The organism is Enterobacter sp. MGH 16 (genome assembly GCF_000493175.1).
Lineage (GTDB): Bacteria > Pseudomonadota > Gammaproteobacteria > Enterobacterales > Enterobacteriaceae > Enterobacter > Enterobacter roggenkampii.
This window is the reverse complement of sequence record NZ_KI535695.1, coordinates 2,678,636-2,694,844: the sequence shown is the minus strand read 5'-3', so window position 1 is coordinate 2,694,844 and position 16,209 is coordinate 2,678,636. Positions and strand designations below refer to the sequence as shown.

Annotated in this window: 19 protein-coding genes; 14 read left to right on the top strand and 5 right to left on the bottom strand. The window is 57.8% G+C overall.

Going from position 1 to position 16,209, the window contains the following annotated elements:
* Positions 1-50: 50 nt before the first annotated feature.
* Positions 51-473: a DoxX family protein gene (locus L362_RS10280; RefSeq protein WP_023344694.1), complete on the bottom strand. Its 423-nt coding sequence runs from the start codon at positions 471-473 to the stop codon at positions 51-53.
* Between the two features lie 173 nt (positions 474-646).
* Here L362_RS10280 and L362_RS10285 point away from each other — a divergent pair, with 173 nt between their 5' ends.
* Entirely contained in the window at positions 647-1,792 is a 1,146-nt protein-coding gene (locus tag L362_RS10285; RefSeq protein ID WP_023344693.1) for a 3-phenylpropionate MFS transporter, read from the top strand.
* On the opposite strand, the gene csiE is transcribed toward L362_RS10285, so the two are convergent.
* Complete coding sequence (gene csiE / locus L362_RS10290; protein ID WP_023344692.1) at positions 1,787-3,064, bottom strand: stationary phase inducible protein CsiE; 1,278 nt, start codon at positions 3,062-3,064, stop codon at positions 1,787-1,789. The two genes, L362_RS10285 and csiE, sit on opposite strands and share 6 nt — an antisense overlap.
* Before the next feature lie 125 nt (positions 3,065-3,189).
* On the opposite strand from csiE, the gene L362_RS10295 reads away from it, so the two are divergent.
* Both L362_RS10295 and L362_RS10300 read left to right on the top strand, forming a co-directional pair.
* On the top strand, positions 3,190-3,828 hold the full coding sequence (locus tag L362_RS10295; RefSeq protein ID WP_023344691.1) for a DUF1007 family protein: 639 nt from the start codon (positions 3,190-3,192) through the stop codon (positions 3,826-3,828).
* A complete protein-coding gene (locus tag L362_RS10300; protein ID WP_023344690.1) occupies positions 3,819-4,799 on the top strand; it encodes a nickel/cobalt transporter in 981 nt (326 codons plus the stop codon). The genes L362_RS10295 and L362_RS10300 overlap by 10 nt, the downstream gene beginning before the upstream one ends.
* A gap of 59 nt (positions 4,800-4,858) precedes the next feature.
* On the opposite strand, the gene suhB is transcribed toward L362_RS10300, so the two are convergent.
* Complete coding sequence (suhB, locus tag L362_RS10305) at positions 4,859-5,662, bottom strand: inositol-1-monophosphatase (protein ID WP_003860668.1); 804 nt, start codon at positions 5,660-5,662, stop codon at positions 4,859-4,861.
* A gap of 131 nt (positions 5,663-5,793) precedes the next feature.
* Between suhB and trmJ the strand changes: the two genes are divergently transcribed.
* The 11 genes from trmJ (at position 5,794) to sseB (ending at position 14,545) form a co-directional block, all read left to right on the top strand.
* Positions 5,794-6,519: a tRNA (cytosine(32)/uridine(32)-2'-O)-methyltransferase TrmJ gene (trmJ, locus tag L362_RS10310; RefSeq protein WP_008502159.1), complete on the top strand. Its 726-nt coding sequence runs from the start codon at positions 5,794-5,796 to the stop codon at positions 6,517-6,519.
* A 232-nt stretch (positions 6,520-6,751) separates the two neighbouring features.
* Complete coding sequence (gene iscR, locus L362_RS10315; RefSeq protein ID WP_008502158.1) at positions 6,752-7,243, top strand: Fe-S cluster assembly transcriptional regulator IscR; 492 nt, start codon at positions 6,752-6,754, stop codon at positions 7,241-7,243.
* Between the two features lie 119 nt (positions 7,244-7,362).
* Complete coding sequence (gene iscS, locus L362_RS10320) at positions 7,363-8,577, top strand: cysteine desulfurase (RefSeq protein WP_008502157.1); 1,215 nt, start codon at positions 7,363-7,365, stop codon at positions 8,575-8,577.
* A gap of 24 nt (positions 8,578-8,601) precedes the next feature.
* Positions 8,602-8,988: a Fe-S cluster assembly scaffold IscU gene (gene iscU, locus L362_RS10325; RefSeq protein WP_003860661.1), complete on the top strand. Its 387-nt coding sequence runs from the start codon at positions 8,602-8,604 to the stop codon at positions 8,986-8,988.
* A 13-nt stretch (positions 8,989-9,001) separates the two neighbouring features.
* Positions 9,002-9,325 (top strand): iron-sulfur cluster assembly protein IscA, encoded by a 324-nt coding sequence (iscA, locus tag L362_RS10330; protein ID WP_008502156.1) that lies wholly within the window; start codon positions 9,002-9,004, stop codon positions 9,323-9,325.
* Positions 9,326-9,405: 80 nt separating this feature from the next.
* Entirely contained in the window at positions 9,406-9,921 is a 516-nt protein-coding gene (gene hscB / locus L362_RS10335; protein WP_023344689.1) for a co-chaperone HscB, read from the top strand.
* A 14-nt stretch (positions 9,922-9,935) separates the two neighbouring features.
* Positions 9,936-11,786 (top strand): Fe-S protein assembly chaperone HscA, encoded by a 1,851-nt coding sequence (gene hscA / locus L362_RS10340; protein WP_023344688.1) that lies wholly within the window; start codon positions 9,936-9,938, stop codon positions 11,784-11,786.
* Between the two features lies 1 nt (position 11,787).
* A complete protein-coding gene (gene fdx / locus L362_RS10345; protein WP_003860652.1) occupies positions 11,788-12,123 on the top strand; it encodes an ISC system 2Fe-2S type ferredoxin in 336 nt (111 codons plus the stop codon).
* A 1-nt stretch (position 12,124) separates the two neighbouring features.
* The gene (gene iscX, locus L362_RS10350; RefSeq protein ID WP_003860650.1) at positions 12,125-12,325 is read left to right on the top strand and encodes a Fe-S cluster assembly protein IscX; all 201 of its coding nucleotides are present in this window, start codon (positions 12,125-12,127) and stop codon (positions 12,323-12,325) included.
* Between the two features lie 60 nt (positions 12,326-12,385).
* Complete coding sequence (gene pepB, locus L362_RS10355) at positions 12,386-13,672, top strand: aminopeptidase PepB (protein WP_023344687.1); 1,287 nt, start codon at positions 12,386-12,388, stop codon at positions 13,670-13,672.
* A gap of 96 nt (positions 13,673-13,768) precedes the next feature.
* The gene (gene sseB, locus L362_RS10360) at positions 13,769-14,545 is read left to right on the top strand and encodes an enhanced serine sensitivity protein SseB (protein WP_008502151.1); all 777 of its coding nucleotides are present in this window, start codon (positions 13,769-13,771) and stop codon (positions 14,543-14,545) included.
* 17 nt (positions 14,546-14,562) lie between these two features.
* Here sseB and L362_RS10365 read toward each other — a convergent pair whose 3' ends face one another.
* Both L362_RS10365 and sseA read right to left on the bottom strand, forming a co-directional pair.
* On the bottom strand, positions 14,563-15,333 hold the full coding sequence (locus tag L362_RS10365) for a MurR/RpiR family transcriptional regulator (protein ID WP_021241864.1): 771 nt from the start codon (positions 15,331-15,333) through the stop codon (positions 14,563-14,565).
* The gene (gene sseA, locus L362_RS10370) at positions 15,333-16,178 is read right to left on the bottom strand and encodes a 3-mercaptopyruvate sulfurtransferase (protein WP_023344686.1); all 846 of its coding nucleotides are present in this window, start codon (positions 16,176-16,178) and stop codon (positions 15,333-15,335) included. The genes L362_RS10365 and sseA overlap by 1 nt, the downstream gene beginning before the upstream one ends.
* Between the last annotated feature and the right edge of the window lie 31 nt (positions 16,179-16,209).

Genomic DNA, 16,209 nt, shown 5'->3' with positions numbered 1-16,209 from the left:
TCTGCCCTGCAGAAATAAAAAAGGCCGCGCATGCGGCCTTTTTTTATGGCTTAACGCCGGTCCAGGGAGATGGCGCCAGGCCCGACAATCGCCAGCAAAATAAAGGCGCCAGCAATACTGACGTTTTTGTAGAAGTTAATCATATTCGGTACGACTGCATCACCGGTCATATCCCAGTAGTGATGCCCAATCACCGCCGTTCCGAGGGTGTAGAACACAAACAGTACCGCGAGAGGGCGGGTGAAAAAGCCCAGTACGATCAGGATCGCAGCAGGCACTTCCATCACCACCGCAATAATGGCCGCCAGCATGGGCATCGGCGTACCCAGCGAGGTCATATACTGTACGGTACCGCTAAACCCCGTCAGTTTCGGGTAACCAAAGATAATAAACAGCACGACAAGCGCGATGCGGCCAATGAGCAGCAGCAGATGATGCGACTGACCAAAATCGAGATAACGTAGTGAGTTCATGGCAGAAATACCTCTGCAAGTGGAGTAATTTAAACGTAATACACATTTTCATTCCCTGCCATAAGCCAGACGACTGCACAAGATGTTAATTTTTCGTTAATTTATAGCAGGCTATCTACTTGCTTAATTTTTATATTCTCGCCAGACTATGGCCTCGATTTCGGGAGGGATTCATGGTCTTGCATTCCACGCGCTGGCTGGCGCTCAGTTATTTCACCTATTTCTTTAGCTACGGCATTTTTCTGCCTTTCTGGAGCGTCTGGCTTAAGGGTATCGGCCTGACGCCTGAGACCATCGGCGTCCTGCTGGGGGCCGGGCTGGTGGCGCGTTTCCTCGGCAGCCTGCTGATCGCCCCGCGCGTCAGCGATCCCTCCTTATTGATCAAGGCCGTACGCATTCTGGCTCTGCTGACCCTGGTCTTTGTGACCTGCTTCTGGGTCAGCCACCAGTTTGCCTGGCTGATGGTGGTGATGGTCGGCTTTAACCTGTTCTTCTCACCGCTGGTGCCGCTGACGGATGCCCTGGCGAACACCTGGCAGAAACAGATCACCATGGACTACGGTCGCGTGCGCCTGTGGGGCTCTATCGCCTTTGTGATTGGCTCGGCGCTGGTGGGCAAACTGGTCAGCCTTTACGATTACCGCGCCATTCTTGCCCTGCTGAGTATCGGTATTGCCTCGATGCTGCTGGGCATGCTTCTGCGACCGTCGGTGATGCCGCAAGGGGAAAGTCGCCATCAGGAGAGCGCGGGCTGGCCCGCATGGCGGAGCCTGGTCGCACAGAGCTGGCGTTTTCTGGCGTGCGTATGCCTCCTTCAGGGGGCACATGCGGCGTACTATGGTTTCAGCGCCATCTACTGGCAAGGCGCAGGATATTCCGCTTCCGCCGTGGGCTATCTGTGGTCGCTGGGCGTGGTGGCCGAAGTCATTATCTTTGCCCTGAGCAAAAAACTGTTCCGTCGCTTTGGCGCGCGTGACCTGCTGCTGCTTTCCGCCGTGTGCGGCGTGGCGCGCTGGGGGATTATGGGCTGGACGACCGATCTGCCGTGGCTGATTGTGGCGCAAATTCTTCACTGCGGCACCTTTACCGTGTGCCATCTGGCGGCCATGCGCTATATCGCAGCGCGCGAGGGCGGGGACGTGATTCGCCTGCAGGCCGTCTATTCGGCAGTGGCAATGGGGGGCAGTATCGCGATCATGACGGTGTTTGCGGGGTTCCTCTATCAGCATCTGGGGCACGGCGTCTTCTGGGTGATGGCGCTCGTCGCCTTGCCCGCCATTGTTGTTCGACCTAAAGTGGCCGCCCGCGCGTCGCTATGATTCCAGCATGGCGCGAATATGTTCTTGCTGCTGCGCGTTCAGTGTCTCAACGGCATGGATCAGCGGCGGCGAGAACAGCGGCAGGGCCGTCGGGTAGGGGGTGATAACCAGCGCGGCTTCGCGCGGCGCCCCCTCTTTCTGGAAAGCCTGCAGCGTCAGGTAGCGAATGTTGAGCGGCAGCAGCGTCAGCTCGCGAAGCTGCTGTTCGATCTGTTCCTCACTGGCTTTATCGTCTCCCGTCAGCAGGATCACCTGTTTTTCATGCAGATCGGTCTCCTGCATCAGCCAGGCGCCGAAAATTACCGCCACGAGGCTCATCTCTTCGTCGGAAAAACGAAGCCCAAACTCCGCCTCCAGCTCAAACAGCGCCTCTTTCGTGGTGCGTAACAGCCGGGGATAAAGGCGGTGGATCTCCTCCGGCAGGCTGTTGTCGATGCCGATCTCAAACAGCGAACGGTCCAGCGCCTGAGCCAGATGGATATAAAGCTGATCGGTCAGCCCCTGCTCATCGCTGAAGTTCATTCCGGTCTGCGAGCGAAAACGGGCCACCATGCGCACGATGGCCCGGCGTAGACGCTGATCCTGCTGGTGCTTATCAAGAACCGGATCGGGCGTGCGGAGCATCATAAACAGCAGCGCCAGAAACAGCTGTTCATCCACGTGCGCGCCCTGCGGCACGCGCCGCTTCCAGTGGCGGACAATCTCCTGCGCCGTAAAATACTCTCCCCGCGACTGGGTCCAGCTGCGCTGGGCATGCGAAAACTGCGGCGTATTCCCGAGCTGGTGCTGAATAAGACAATATTGCAGATAGAGCTGTAAAAACTGCACATCGCGGCATTCAAACTGGCGCTGCAGCTTGCGTGAGCAGAAGCCGATCAGCGCCCGCAGGTTCGCATCGTCGTAAAGCGGGCGCGCGATGCCGTGTTGTTTAAGCGCGGTTTTTAATGCGGGGGTAAACTGGTGCGAGACAAACTGCGGGCAGAGCCGCAGCGCCCGGCGCAGCCAGTGCAGCAGGCATAAACGCTGATTCAGGGCTGTGCCTTCAATCCGGTAGCAGCCGTCGTGGTGCGCAACGATATCCAGCCGGTGATAGCGCTGGATTTCATCGCGCGTCTCGGCTATATCTTGCCGTGCCATCGCGTCGTCCACGCCGTTGGCAGCGATTATGCTCTGTGCGGTGACGGCAGCATCGGGCAGGTAAAGCATCAAAAGCACCTGGCAGCGGCGCTGCGAACTGGAAAGCACAGATGGAATTTCAAGCGTCGTCATCATCTGTCGGGTATCCAGTGTGAATGTTTGATAAGAATAGCTAAAGGATGAGCGCTGAAAAGCGCGCCGGCAGGCCTTTCACTCAGGATTGCAGGGGAACATCACAGAATTTTTGACGTGAGGAATTGATGCAAACAGTTAAACAAAGTGCGATGGCGTTATTTTTGGCGGTTATCACCTTCACCGCCAGCGCCCACCCTCACAGTTTTATTGGCCTCCAGACCGAGCTGGTCACCGACGGCACGCAGCTGAGCGGCCTGAAAATGCGCTGGACGATGGATGAAATCACCTCGGCTGACCTGCTCTATGATGCGGGAAACGCGAAGCCCGGCGACGACATCTGGAAAAAGCTGGCAGCGGAAGTAATGGCCAACGTGCTCGGCCAGCACTACTTCACCGAATTCTGGCATAACGGACAAAAGGTCAAATTTCAGAACCGTCCAACGGAATACGGGATGACGCGTGACGGGCATCAGGCGGTGCTGACGTTCGTGCTTCCGCTGGCGCATCCTCAGCCGCTGGCCGGGCAAACGTACCGCTTTTCCACTTTTGACCCTACTTACTATGTCGACATGCGCTATGACAAAGACAGCGACGTACGGCTGCCGGACGCGCTGCAAAAAAGCTGCAAAATTGGCGTGCACACCCCGAAACCCAGCGAAGAGACGCTGAACTTTGCGATCTCGCTGGATAAAGCAGATGCCCCGCCTGAGGACATGGAGCTGGGTAAACAGTTCGCGCAGGAGGTGACGTTACAATGTCAGTGATCTCCTCTCCCATCCGCAAGCCGCGTCGCTGGCTTCACCTCTGGCCGCTGGCGCTCTTTTTGCTGTTCGCGGTTTGCGGGGCGCTGTGGCTGTGGCAGGCCTGGCCGCAGGTGATGATGAAAAGCATTATCTGGCAGCGTGAAGTCAACCAGCAGATGAGCGGACTGCTGAAGGCGGTGGCCGAGAACCCGGCCAAAGCGGGCGGCTCGCTGCTGGCGTTCAGTTTTGTCTATGGCGTTCTGCACGCGCTGGGGCCGGGGCACGGCAAAATCGTCATCACCACCTGGCTTGCCACCCATCCGTCTAAGCTGAAATCGAGCATCGGCCTGACGCTGGCCTCTTCGCTGCTTCAGGGCGGCGTGGCGATTGCGCTGGTTGTTGTTGTGCTTTCGCTATTACAGCTTCCGGCGCGCCAGCTGCACATGAGCAGCTTCTGGCTGGAGAAGGGCAGCTATGCGCTGGTGGGCGTGCTGGGGCTGATCCTCTGCTGGCGGGCGCTGAAAAAACTGCGCGCGCTGCTGAAAAAGCCCACATTCAAATCCTTTACGCCGCACCACGTTCATGATGAACACTGCGGCTGCGGTCATCAGCATCTGCCCACGCAGGAACAATTACAGAACGGCGACGACTGGCGCGCCCGGCTGATGATTATTCTCTCGATGGGGATGCGCCCGTGCTCGGGTGCCATTATGGTGCTGCTGTTCAGTAAGATAATAGGTGTCTTTGGCTGGGGAATGCTCTCGGCGGTGGCGATGGCGGCAGGAACCTCTCTCACCATTTCGTCTTTAGCGCTGCTGGTTCACAGCTTCCGTCAGCTGGCGGTCAAACTCAGCGGCAGTAAAACGCCGGTGCTGTGGCGACAGATAGGGTGGACAACGCTTGCGCTGGCGGGGGGAGTGATTCTGCTGGTGGCAGCGGTGACGATGTGGATGAGCGCGGTGCCGGTGGGAAGGGGATTGCGGCCTTTCTAGCGTGCTGAGGGATTTTGTAGGCCCGGTAAGCGTAGCGCCACCGGGCTTAACAAACTGGATTAACGCTTCAGCGCATCGCTCAGTTCATCACGCATGTTTGCCAGCATGGCTTTAACAACGCGTGGGTTACCCGCAACGATGTTGCCGGTAGACATATAGTTATGGCCGCCGGTGAAGTCACACACAATGGCGCCTGCTTCACGCGCGATCAGTTCGCCCGCTGCAAAATCCCATGGCTTCAGTGAGAGTTCGAAGTAACCGTCAACGCGGCCGGTGGCAACGTAGGCCAGATCCAGCGCAGCAGAACCGGTGCGACGGAAGTCCGCGCATTCGGTGAACAGTTTGCCGAGGATATTCATATAGGTGGTCGCGTGCTGTTTCGCCTTGAACGGGAAACCGGTCGCCAGGATGGTGCCGTCAAGATCGCGTGCGTTGCTGCAGCGCAGACGGTAGCCGTTCAGCTGCGCGCCCTGACCGCGGGTCGCGGTGAACAGTTCGTTACGCATTGGATCGTACACAACGGCGACTTCAGTACGGCCTTTAATGCGTACGGCGATAGACACAGAGAAGTGTGGCAGGCGTTTGACGAAGTTGGTGGTGCCATCCAGTGGATCGATAACCCATTGAACATCCTGATCGGTACCTTCATGTTCACCGCTTTCTTCGGTGATGATGGTGTGCTGTGGGTAAGATTTGCGGATCGTTTCGATAATAATCGCTTCTGCGGCTTTATCGACGTTCGTCACGAAATCATTGCTGCCTTTCTGGCTGGTTTCTACGGAGTCTGGCGTTTCGTAGTGTTTGGCAATTACATTACCCGCCTTGCGCGCTGCGCGCACGGCGATGGTCAGCATCGGATGCATCGGTCTCTCTCACTGGATGTTAAAGAACAGGAAAATCGGCGCAGAGTATAGCAGCGGGATCGGATTATGTCTCCCGTTTATGATAATATGCCCGAATATTCTTCAGACACTGAATCCAGACATTAAAAATTATGCTGCAAAACATTCGAATCGTGCTGGTCGAAACATCGCACACCGGCAACATGGGCTCCGTTGCCCGCGCTATGAAAACCATGGGCTTAACGAACCTGTGGCTGGTTAACCCGCTGGTGAAGCCAGACTCGCAGGCCATCGCCCTGGCGGCCGGAGCCAGCGACGTGATCGGCAACGCCCAGATCGTCGATACCCTTGACGAAGCGCTGGCCGGCTGCAGCCTCGTTGTCGGTACCAGCGCGCGTTCGCGCACGCTGCCGTGGCCAATGCTCGATCCGCGTGAATGCGGCCTGAAAAGTGTCTCTGAGGCTGAACAAGCACCGGTTGCGCTGGTGTTCGGCCGCGAGCGCGTTGGCCTGACCAACGACGAGCTGCAGAAGTGTCATTATCACGTGGCGATTGCGGCAAACCCGGAGTACAGCTCGCTGAACCTGGCGATGGCGGTGCAGGTTATCGCTTATGAAGTGCGTATGGCGTGGCTCGCAACGCAGGAAAAAGAGGTTGAGCCTAAAGAAGAGACGGCTTACCCGCTGGTGGACGACCTTGAGCGTTTCTACGGTCACCTGGAGCAGACGCTGCTCTCGACCGGTTTCATCCGCGAAGGCCACCCGGGTCAGGTGATGAACAAGCTGCGCCGTCTGTTCACCCGCGCGCGTCCGGAAAGCCAGGAGCTGAACATCCTGCGCGGGATCCTGGCGTCGATTGAGCAGAAAAATAAAGAGTAGTGTCGTCTGTTCGCCGGGTGGCGCTTCGCTTATCCGGCCTACAAAACCGCAGGTCGGGTAAGCGAAGCGCCACCCGACAAAAAAACGGCACAGAAGGTTAAATACCTGACTAAAACAGTCAAGTAAATAGTTGACCATTTTAGTCAGGAATGTCAGACTTGGCCCTGCTATGCAATACCCCATTTTACAATAAAAAACCCCGGGCAGGGGCGAGTTTGAGGTTAAGTAAGACATGAGACTGACATCTAAAGGGCGTTATGCCGTGACCGCGATGCTGGACGTTGCGCTCAACTCCGAAGCGGGCCCGGTTCCGTTGGCTGATATTTCTGAACGACAGGGGATCTCCCTCTCTTATCTGGAACAGCTGTTCTCCAGACTGCGTAAAAATGGACTGGTTTCCAGCGTTCGTGGCCCAGGCGGCGGTTATCTGCTGGGTAAAGACGCGGGCAGTATTGCAGTTGGCGAAGTGATCAGCGCCGTTGACGAATCCGTTGACGCGACCCGTTGCCAGGGTAAAGGCGGCTGCCAGGGCGGCGATAAATGCCTGACCCACGCGCTGTGGCGCGATCTGAGCGACCGTCTGACCGGCTTCCTGAACAACATCACCCTCGGTGAGCTGGTGAATAACCAGGAAGTTCTGGATGTTTCGGGCCGTCAGCACAGCCATGATTCCCAACGCAGCACCCGCGCGCAGGACGCTATCGACGTCAAATTACGCGCGTAATAAAACGATAAGTATTTCAGAATCAGGCCGGGGCGTAGACTCGCCCCGTGTACTCGGTCGTACATCCAGCCGGTTGCCTGATTCCTTGCATTGAAGCGATGTACGGAGTTTAAAGAGCAATGAAATTACCGATTTATCTCGATTACTCCGCAACCACGCCGGTGGACCCGCGTGTTGCCGAGAAAATGATGCAGTGTCTGACCCTGGACGGAAACTTTGGTAACCCAGCTTCCCGTTCACACCGTTTTGGCTGGCATGCTGAAGAGGCGGTTGATATCGCCCGTAATCAGATTGCTGACCTGGTGGGTGCCGACCCGCGTGAGATTGTTTTCACCTCCGGTGCGACCGAATCCGACAACCTGGCGATCAAAGGTGCAGCCAACTTTTATCAGAAAAAAGGCAAGCACATTATCACCAGCAAAACCGAACACAAAGCCGTGCTGGACACCTGCCGCCAGCTGGAGCGTGAAGGGTACGAAGTCACCTATCTGGCGCCACAGAGCAACGGCATCATCGATCTGAAAGAGCTCGAAGCGGCCATGCGTGATGACACCATTCTGGTCTCCATCATGCACGTCAACAACGAAATCGGCGTGGTACAAGACATCGCGACCATCGGCGAAATGTGCCGCGCGCGCGGTATCATCTACCACGTGGACGCGACCCAGAGCGTGGGCAAACTGCCTATCGACCTGAGCCAGCTGAAAGTTGACCTGATGTCCTTCTCCGGCCACAAAATCTATGGCCCGAAAGGCATCGGCGCGCTGTACGTTCGTCGTAAACCGCGTATCCGCATCGAAGCACAGATGCACGGCGGTGGTCACGAGCGCGGCATGCGTTCCGGTACGCTGCCTGTTCACCAGATCGTGGGCATGGGCGAAGCCTACCGCATTGCAAAAGAAGAGATGGAAACCGAGATGGCACGCCTGCGCACGCTGCGTAACCGTCTGTGGGACGGCGTGAAAGATATGGAAGAAGTGTATCTGAACGGCGATCTCGAGCAGGGCGCACCGAACATCCTCAACGTCAGCTTCAACTATGTTGAAGGCGAGTCGTTGATCATGGCGCTGAAAGACCTGGCGGTTTCTTCCGGTTCTGCCTGTACGTCTGCAAGCCTTGAGCCATCCTACGTGCTGCGCGCGCTGGGTATGACTGACGAGCTGGCACACAGCTCTATCCGTTTCTCTTTAGGTCGTTTCACTACCGAAGAAGAGATTGACTACACCATCAAGCTGGTTCGCAACTCCATTGGCCGTCTGCGCGACCTTTCTCCACTGTGGGAAATGTTCAAGCAGGGCGTGGATCTGAACAGCATTGAATGGTCACATCACTAATCGGTACATAAGGAGAATTCAATCATGGCATACAGCGAAAAAGTCATCGATCATTACGAAAACCCGCGCAACGTTGGCTCTTTTGACAACAGCGACGAATCTGTTGGTAGCGGCATGGTCGGTGCGCCAGCGTGTGGCGACGTGATGAAGTTGCAGATTAAAGTCAACAATGAAGGTATCATTGAAGACGCGCGCTTCAAGACCTACGGCTGCGGTTCTGCTATCGCGTCCAGCTCCCTCGTCACCGAATGGGTGAAGGGCAAGTCTCTGGACGAAGCACAGGCAATCAAGAACACGGATATTGCTGAAGAACTCGAACTGCCACCGGTGAAAATTCACTGCTCAATTCTGGCAGAAGACGCGATCAAAGCCGCCATTGCGGATTACAAAAGCAAACGTGAAGCAAAATAATTGAGGTTTGAGTATGTCGATTACCCTTAGCGACAGCGCTGCCGCGCGAGTAAGCTCTTTTCTGGCGAACCGTGGTAAAGGCTTTGGCCTGCGACTGGGCGTACGTACCTCCGGCTGTTCTGGTATGGCTTACGTACTGGAGTTTGTTGACGAGCCGGCGTCTGACGACATCGTGTTTGAAGACAAGGGCGTGAAGGTGGTGGTCGATGGCAAAAGCCTGCAATTCCTCAACGGCACTCAGCTGGACTTCGTCAAAGAAGGGCTGAACGAAGGGTTCAAATTTACGAACCCGAACGTCAAAGACGAGTGTGGTTGCGGCGAAAGCTTCCACGTTTAACCGCGCGTCATCCGAAACCCCACCGTGGCGTTACCCGCTACGCGTGGGGTTTGTTCTAACAGGCTACCCCTGAGATTGTTATGGATTACTTCACTCTCTTCGGACTACCCGCTCAATACCCGATCGATCTTCAGGCGCTGACGATCCGTTTTCAGGATCTGCAGCGTCAGTACCATCCGGACAAATTCGCGAGCGGTACTCAGGCAGAGCAGCTGGCTGCGGTGTCGCAATCCGCGACCATCAACCAGGCCTGGCAGACGTTGCGCCATCCGCTGGCGCGCGCTGAGTATCTGCTCTCGCTCCACGGTTTTGATCTGGCGAGCGAACAGCACACCGTGCGCGACACGGCGTTTCTGATGGAGCAGCTGGAGCTGCGCGAAGAGCTGGATGAGATTGAACAGGCCAAAGACGAAGCGCGTCTGGAAAGCTTCATCACGCGCGTGAAGGGCATGTTCGATACCCGCCATCAGCAGATGGTGGAGCAACTGAACAACGAGACCTGGAACGTGGCGGCAGAAACTGTGCGCAAACTCCGTTTTCTCGATAAACTGCGAAGCAGTGCTGAACAACTCGAAGAAAAGCTGCTCGATTTTTAATTTCGGAAGCAATTATGGCCTTATTACAAATTAGTGAGCCTGGCTTAAGTGCCGCACCGCACCAGCGTCGTCTGGCGGTGGGTATCGATCTGGGCACCACCAATTCCCTCGTGGCGACCGTGCGCAGCGGCCAGGCGGAAACGCTGGCTGACGAGCAGGGCCGCCATCTGCTGCCTTCCGTGGTCCACTACCAGCAGCAGGGTCGCGCGGTCGGCTATGACGCTCGCGCTAACGCCGCGCGCGATCCGGCGAATACCATCAGCTCCGTCAAGCGCATGATGGGCCGCTCGCTGGCCGATATTCAGACCCGCTACCCGCATCTGCCGTATCAGCTGCAGGCCAGTGAAAACGGCCTGCCGATGATTGCGACCGCGGCCGGTCTGCTGAACCCGATTCGTGTTTCTGCTGACATCCTCAAAGCGCTGGCGGAGCGTGCTACGGCGACGCTCGGCGGCGATCTGGACGGCGTGGTGATCACCGTTCCCGCTTACTTTGATGATGCACAGCGTCAGGGCACCAAAGACGCCGCGCGTCTGGCGGGCCTGCACGTGCTGCGTCTGCTGAACGAACCGACGGCGGCGGCGATTGCCTACGGCCTCGATTCTGGTCAGGAAGGGGTGATCGCGGTTTACGATCTCGGCGGCGGGACGTTTGATATCTCTATCCTGCGCCTGAGCCGCGGGGTATTTGAAGTGCTGGCGACCGGCGGGGATTCCGCGCTGGGCGGCGATGACTTCGACCATCTGCTGGCGGACTACATCCGCGAGCAGGCGGGCATCAGCGATCGCAGCGATGCGCGCATACAGCGTGAACTGCTGGATGCGGCCATCGACGCCAAAATCGCCCTGAGCGATGCGCAGACGGTTACCGTCAATGTTGCGGGCTGGCAGGGTGAGATCTCTCGCGATCAGTTCAGCGATCTGATTGCCCCGCTGGTGAAACGCACCTTACTGGCCTGCCGTCGCGCATTGAAAGATGCCGGCGTTGAGGCTAGCGAAGTGCTGGAAGTGGTCATGGTGGGCGGTTCGACCCGCGTGCCGCTGGTGCGCGAGCGCGTGGGCGAATTCTTTGGCCGCACGCCGCTGACCTCCATCGACCCGGACAAAGTGGTTGCCGTCGGCGCCGCGATTCAGGCCGATATTCTGGTTGGCAACAAGCCGGACAGCGAAATGCTGCTGCTGGACGTCATCCCGCTGTCGCTGGGCTTAGAAACCATGGGCGGCCTGGTGGAGAAAGTGATCCCGCGTAACACCACCATTCCGGTGGCGCGCGCGCAGGAGTTCACCACCTTTAAAGACGGCCAGACCGCGATGTCCATCCACGTGATGCAGGGCGAACGCGAGCTGGTGCAGGACTGCCGTTCTCTGGCCCGCTTTGCGCTGCGCGGAATCCCGGCGCTGCCGGCGGGCGGGGCGCATATTCGCGTCACCTTCCAGGTGGACGCCGACGGTCTGCTGAGCGTCACGGCGATGGAAAAATCGACCGGTGTCGAGTCGTCTATTCAGGTTAAGCCGTCCTACGGCCTGACCGATGGCGAAATCGCCTCCATGATTCAGGACTCAATGAGCTACGCCGAGCAGGATGTGAAGGCGCGTATGCTGGCTGAACAAAAAGTTGAAGCCGCCCGCGTGCTGGAGAGCCTGAACGGCGCGCTCGCTGCCGATGCCGCGCTGTTAAGCGCCGCTGAGCGCCAGGTGATTGACGACGCTGCCGCGCGCTTAAGCGCTGTCGCAGTAGGCGATGACGCTGACGCAATAGAAGAAGCCATTAAAAACGTTGATAAACAAACCCAGGACTTCGCTGCTCGCCGCATGGACAAATCTGTCCGCGTCGCGCTGAAAGGCCAGTCCGTGGACGAGGTTTAATATGCCAAAGATTGTAATTTTGCCTCATGCGGACCTCTGTCCGGATGGCGCTGTTCTGGAAGCGAAGACCGGTGAAACCATTCTCGATGTAGCCCTGCGTGCAGGTATCGAAGTGGAACACGCCTGTGAAAAATCCTGTGCCTGCACCACCTGCCACTGCATCGTGCGTGAAGGTTTTGACTCTCTTGCCGAGAGCACCGAAGACGAAGACGACATGCTGGATAAAGCATGGGGTCTGGAGCCAGACAGCCGCTTAAGCTGCCAGGCAGCGGTGACCGATGAAGATCTGGTCGTGGAGTTCCCACGCTACACCATCAACCACGCACGCGAGCATTAATATGGGACTGAAGTGGACAGACAGCCGTGAAATCGGCGAAGCGCTCTACGACGCGAATCCGGATCTCGATCCGAAGACCGTACGATTCACCGATATGCATCAGTGGATCTGCGATTTAGAGGATTTCGACGACGATCCAAACGCATCCAATGAAAAAATTCTGGAGGCGATTCTGTTAGTCTGGTTAGATGAAGCAGAATAAATAACAAAACGGGCTGCCTTCAGGCGGCCCGTTTGCTAGTTGCTAATAAGGAAAAATAAAATGACCGAAGCGATGAAGATTACGCTCTCGAATCAGCCTGCCGACGCGCGCTGGGGCGAGAAAGCCACCTACAGCATTAATAACGACGGTATTACCCTGCACCTGACGGGCAATGATGATTTGGGTCTGATCCAACGCGCCGCGCGTAAAATTGACGGTCTGGGCATTAAGCATGTCTCGCTGGAAGGCGAAGGGTGGGACACCGACCGCAGCTGGGCGTTCTGGGCGGGCTATAAAGGGCCGAAAGGCACCCGCAAAATTGAGTGGGCGAACCTCGACGAAGCCGATCAGAAAGAGCTGGAAAGCCGCCTGCAAATTATCGACTGGGTACGCGACACCATCAACGCCCCGGCGGAAGAATTAGGCCCTGAGCAACTGGCGCAGCGCGCCGTTGATCTCCTGTGCGGCGTGGCGGGCGATAAGATGTCCTACCGCATCACCAAGGGTGAAGACCTGCGCGAGCAGAACTACATGGGTATCCACACCGTGGGTCGCGGCTCCGAGCGTCCACCGGTGCTGCTGGCGCTGGATTACAACCCAACCGGCGATAAAGACGCCCCTGTCTTTGCCTGCCTGGTGGGTAAAGGCATTACCTTCGACACCGGCGGCTACAGCCTGAAGCAAAGCGCGTTCATGGACTCCATGAAGTCCGACATGGGCGGCGCGGCCACCATCACCGGCGCGCTGGCCTTTGCCATCACCCGCGGTCTGAAAAAGCGCGTGAAGCTGTACCTGTGCTGCGCGGACAACATGGTCAGCGGCAACGCCTTCAAACTGGGCGACATCATTCGCTACCGTAACGGCAAAAACGTTGAGGTGATGAACACTGACGCCGAAGGCCGTCTGGTGCTGGCCGATGGCCTGATCGACGCATCTGCCCAGAAGCCTGAGCTGATCATCGACATGGCGACTCTGACCGGTGCGGCGAAAACCGCGCTGGGTAACGACTACCACGCGCTGTTCAGCTTTGACGACAAGCTGGCCGCACGCCTGCTGGCCAGCGCCGCGGCGGAAAACGAACCGTTCTGGCGTCTGCCGCTGGCCGAGTTCCACCGTAGCCAGCTGCCGTCTAACTTTGCCGAGCTGAACAACACCGCCAGCGCGGCGTACCCGGCGGGTGCAAGCACCGCAGCAGGGTTCCTGTCTCACTTTGTTGAGAACTACCACGAGGGCTGGCTGCACATTGACTGCTCCGCAACCTACCGTAAAGCGGCGGTTGAGCAGTGGTCCGCAGGCGCGACCGGTCTGGGCGTGCGTACCGTGGCGAACCTGCTGACGGCTGAGTAATCTTTTTTGCCGGGTGGCGCTACGCTTACCCGGCCTACAAAACCCGTAGGCCCGTGCAAGCGTAGCGCCGCCGGGCAAGTGTGAAGTAGCCAAACTATGTCAGATACCAAAAACGAATTAGAAACCCTGCTGGAGCAGGCGGCGACCGAGCCCGCCCACCGTCCGGCCTTTTTCCGCACGCTGCTGGAATCCACCGTCTGGGTGCCGGGCACTGCGGCTGAAGGTGAACAGGTCGTAGAAGACAGCGCGCTGGATCTGCTGCACTGGGAGAAAGACGACGGCACGTCGGTGATCCCGTTCTTCACCTCGCTGGAAGCGCTGCAGAAAGCGGTAGAAGATGAACAGGCGTTCGTGGTGATGCCGGTGCGTACCCTGTTTGAAATGACGCTCGGCCAGACGCTGTTCCTGAACGCGAAGCTGCCGACCGGGAAAGAGTTTACGCCACGTGAAATCAGCCACCTGATTGGCGAAGAGGGCAACCCGCTCAGCACGCAGGAAGTGCTGGAAGGGGGCGAAACGCTGCTGCTCTCTGAAGTGGCCGAGCCACCCGCGCAGATGATTGATTCCCTGACGACGCTGTTCAAAACGCTCAAGCCCGTCAGGCGCGCGTTTCTCTGCTCCATCAAAGAGCGCGCGGACGAAAAGCCGGTGCTGTTGATCGGTATTGAAGCCGATGGCGATTTCGACGAGATCGTTCAGGCAGCGGGAAGCGTGGCGACCGACACGCTACCGGGCGATGAACCAATTGATATCTGCCAGGTGAAAAACGGTGAGAAGGGCATTAGCCACTTTATTACCGAGCACATTACGCCGTTCTATGAGCGTCGCTGGGGCGGCTTCCTGCGCGATCTCAAAACTAACCGCATCATCTGATGACAGCGGGGTGAATATCACCCCGTTGCTTCCAGCAGCAGTAAATCCATCAGCAGCACCAGATTCGACTCAAACGACGTCACCCCTGCGGCTTCGGCGGCAAAGTGCACCGCTTCGTCATAGAGCGCAAAGTGCACGTCGGCCATCTCCGCCAGCGTGTTGGCCGAGGCGCGGGTAAACGCGACGATCGTCATGCCGACGTTTTTGGCTATCCGCGCTTTATCCAGCACCTGCTCCGTTTCGCCGCTGCGCGAGACGGCAATAAACACCTGATAGCGGGCGGCATTGCTGAGAAAAATGTTCCGGCTGTCGCCCGGTCCGGAGATAAACGCCGTTTTGCCCATTACCTGTAGCTTCTTGGTCAGGTACTCCGCAAACAGATAAGAAAACCCGGCCCCGTAGAGAAAGAAACTCTCTTTCTGGCGCAGCAGGTCGGAAAACTGCTGGCGTTTGTCCTGGGTAACCCACTGAAAGGTGTGCTGATAGTTGGCGATAAACTGGTTAAACAGCACCGGGAGTTCAGGACGCGACTGCGCCTGAGCGGCAATATGCGGCGTGTCGGAGAGCAGCTGCTTGCAGTGCCAGATGAATTCGCTAAAGCCGCTGAACCCCAGCTTCTGGCACAGCCGCATGATGGTGGCGGTAGAAACGAACGTCGCCTGCGCCAGCTCGCGAACCGTGATGTTGCCCACCAGCAGCGGATGCTCCGTGAGGTGGGCGAGGACGCGATACTCCGCGCGGGTCAATGACGCCCCGCGCGTTAACAGCGTGGCCAGGCGGTTATCCATTATTTCGCGGGTTCAACCGGCAGGTCGTCACGCGCGCCCCATTCGCTCCAGGCGCCGTCGTAGAGCGTGACGTCGCTTACGCCGAGCGTGGCGAGCGCCAGAATGACCACGCAGGCCGTTACGCCGGAACCGCAGCTGGCGATAATCGGACGATGCAAATCCACGCCCTGACGTTCAAAAATGGCGCGCAGCTCGTCGGTGGTTTTCAGCTCGCCCTCAAACACCAGGTCGCCCCACGGCACGTTCAGCGCGCCCGGAATATGTCCACGCTTCAGCCCCGGACGCGGTTCATCCGCTTCGGCATTAAAGCGCGGAGCAGGACGGGCATCGACGATTTGCGCCGTTTTTTCATGGCTCACGACCAGCACGTCGGTCAGGCGTTTTACCACGTGGGCGTCAAAGGTCGCATCGAATTCGCCTTCCGGCAGCGTGACGTCACCCTGCTGAAGCGGCAGCTCGTCACGTTTCCAGCCCGCGAGGCCGCCCGCCAGAATCGAGACTTTTTCCACGCCGAAGTTTTTCAGCATCCACCACGCGCGCGGCGCGGAAAAGAGGTTACCTTCATCATAGACAACGAGGTGTTTGTCTTTGCTGACGCCCAGCTCGCGCATCGCCACGGAAAACGCTTCCGGGCGCGGCAGCATGTGCGGCAGGGGAGAGGTGTGATCGGAGAGGGCTTCGATATCAAAAAATACCGCACCCGGCAGATGCCCTGCGCGGTATTCACCGGGCACGTCACGATGCTCTTGCCCCGGCGGGGCCATACGCGCGTCGATAATCTGAACTTCCGGATCGCCGCCGTGCTCAATCAGCCAGTCGGCAGCGACAAAATATGAGGTGGACATGGGTTGCCTCCATTCTTTTCCGTAAAAAAGG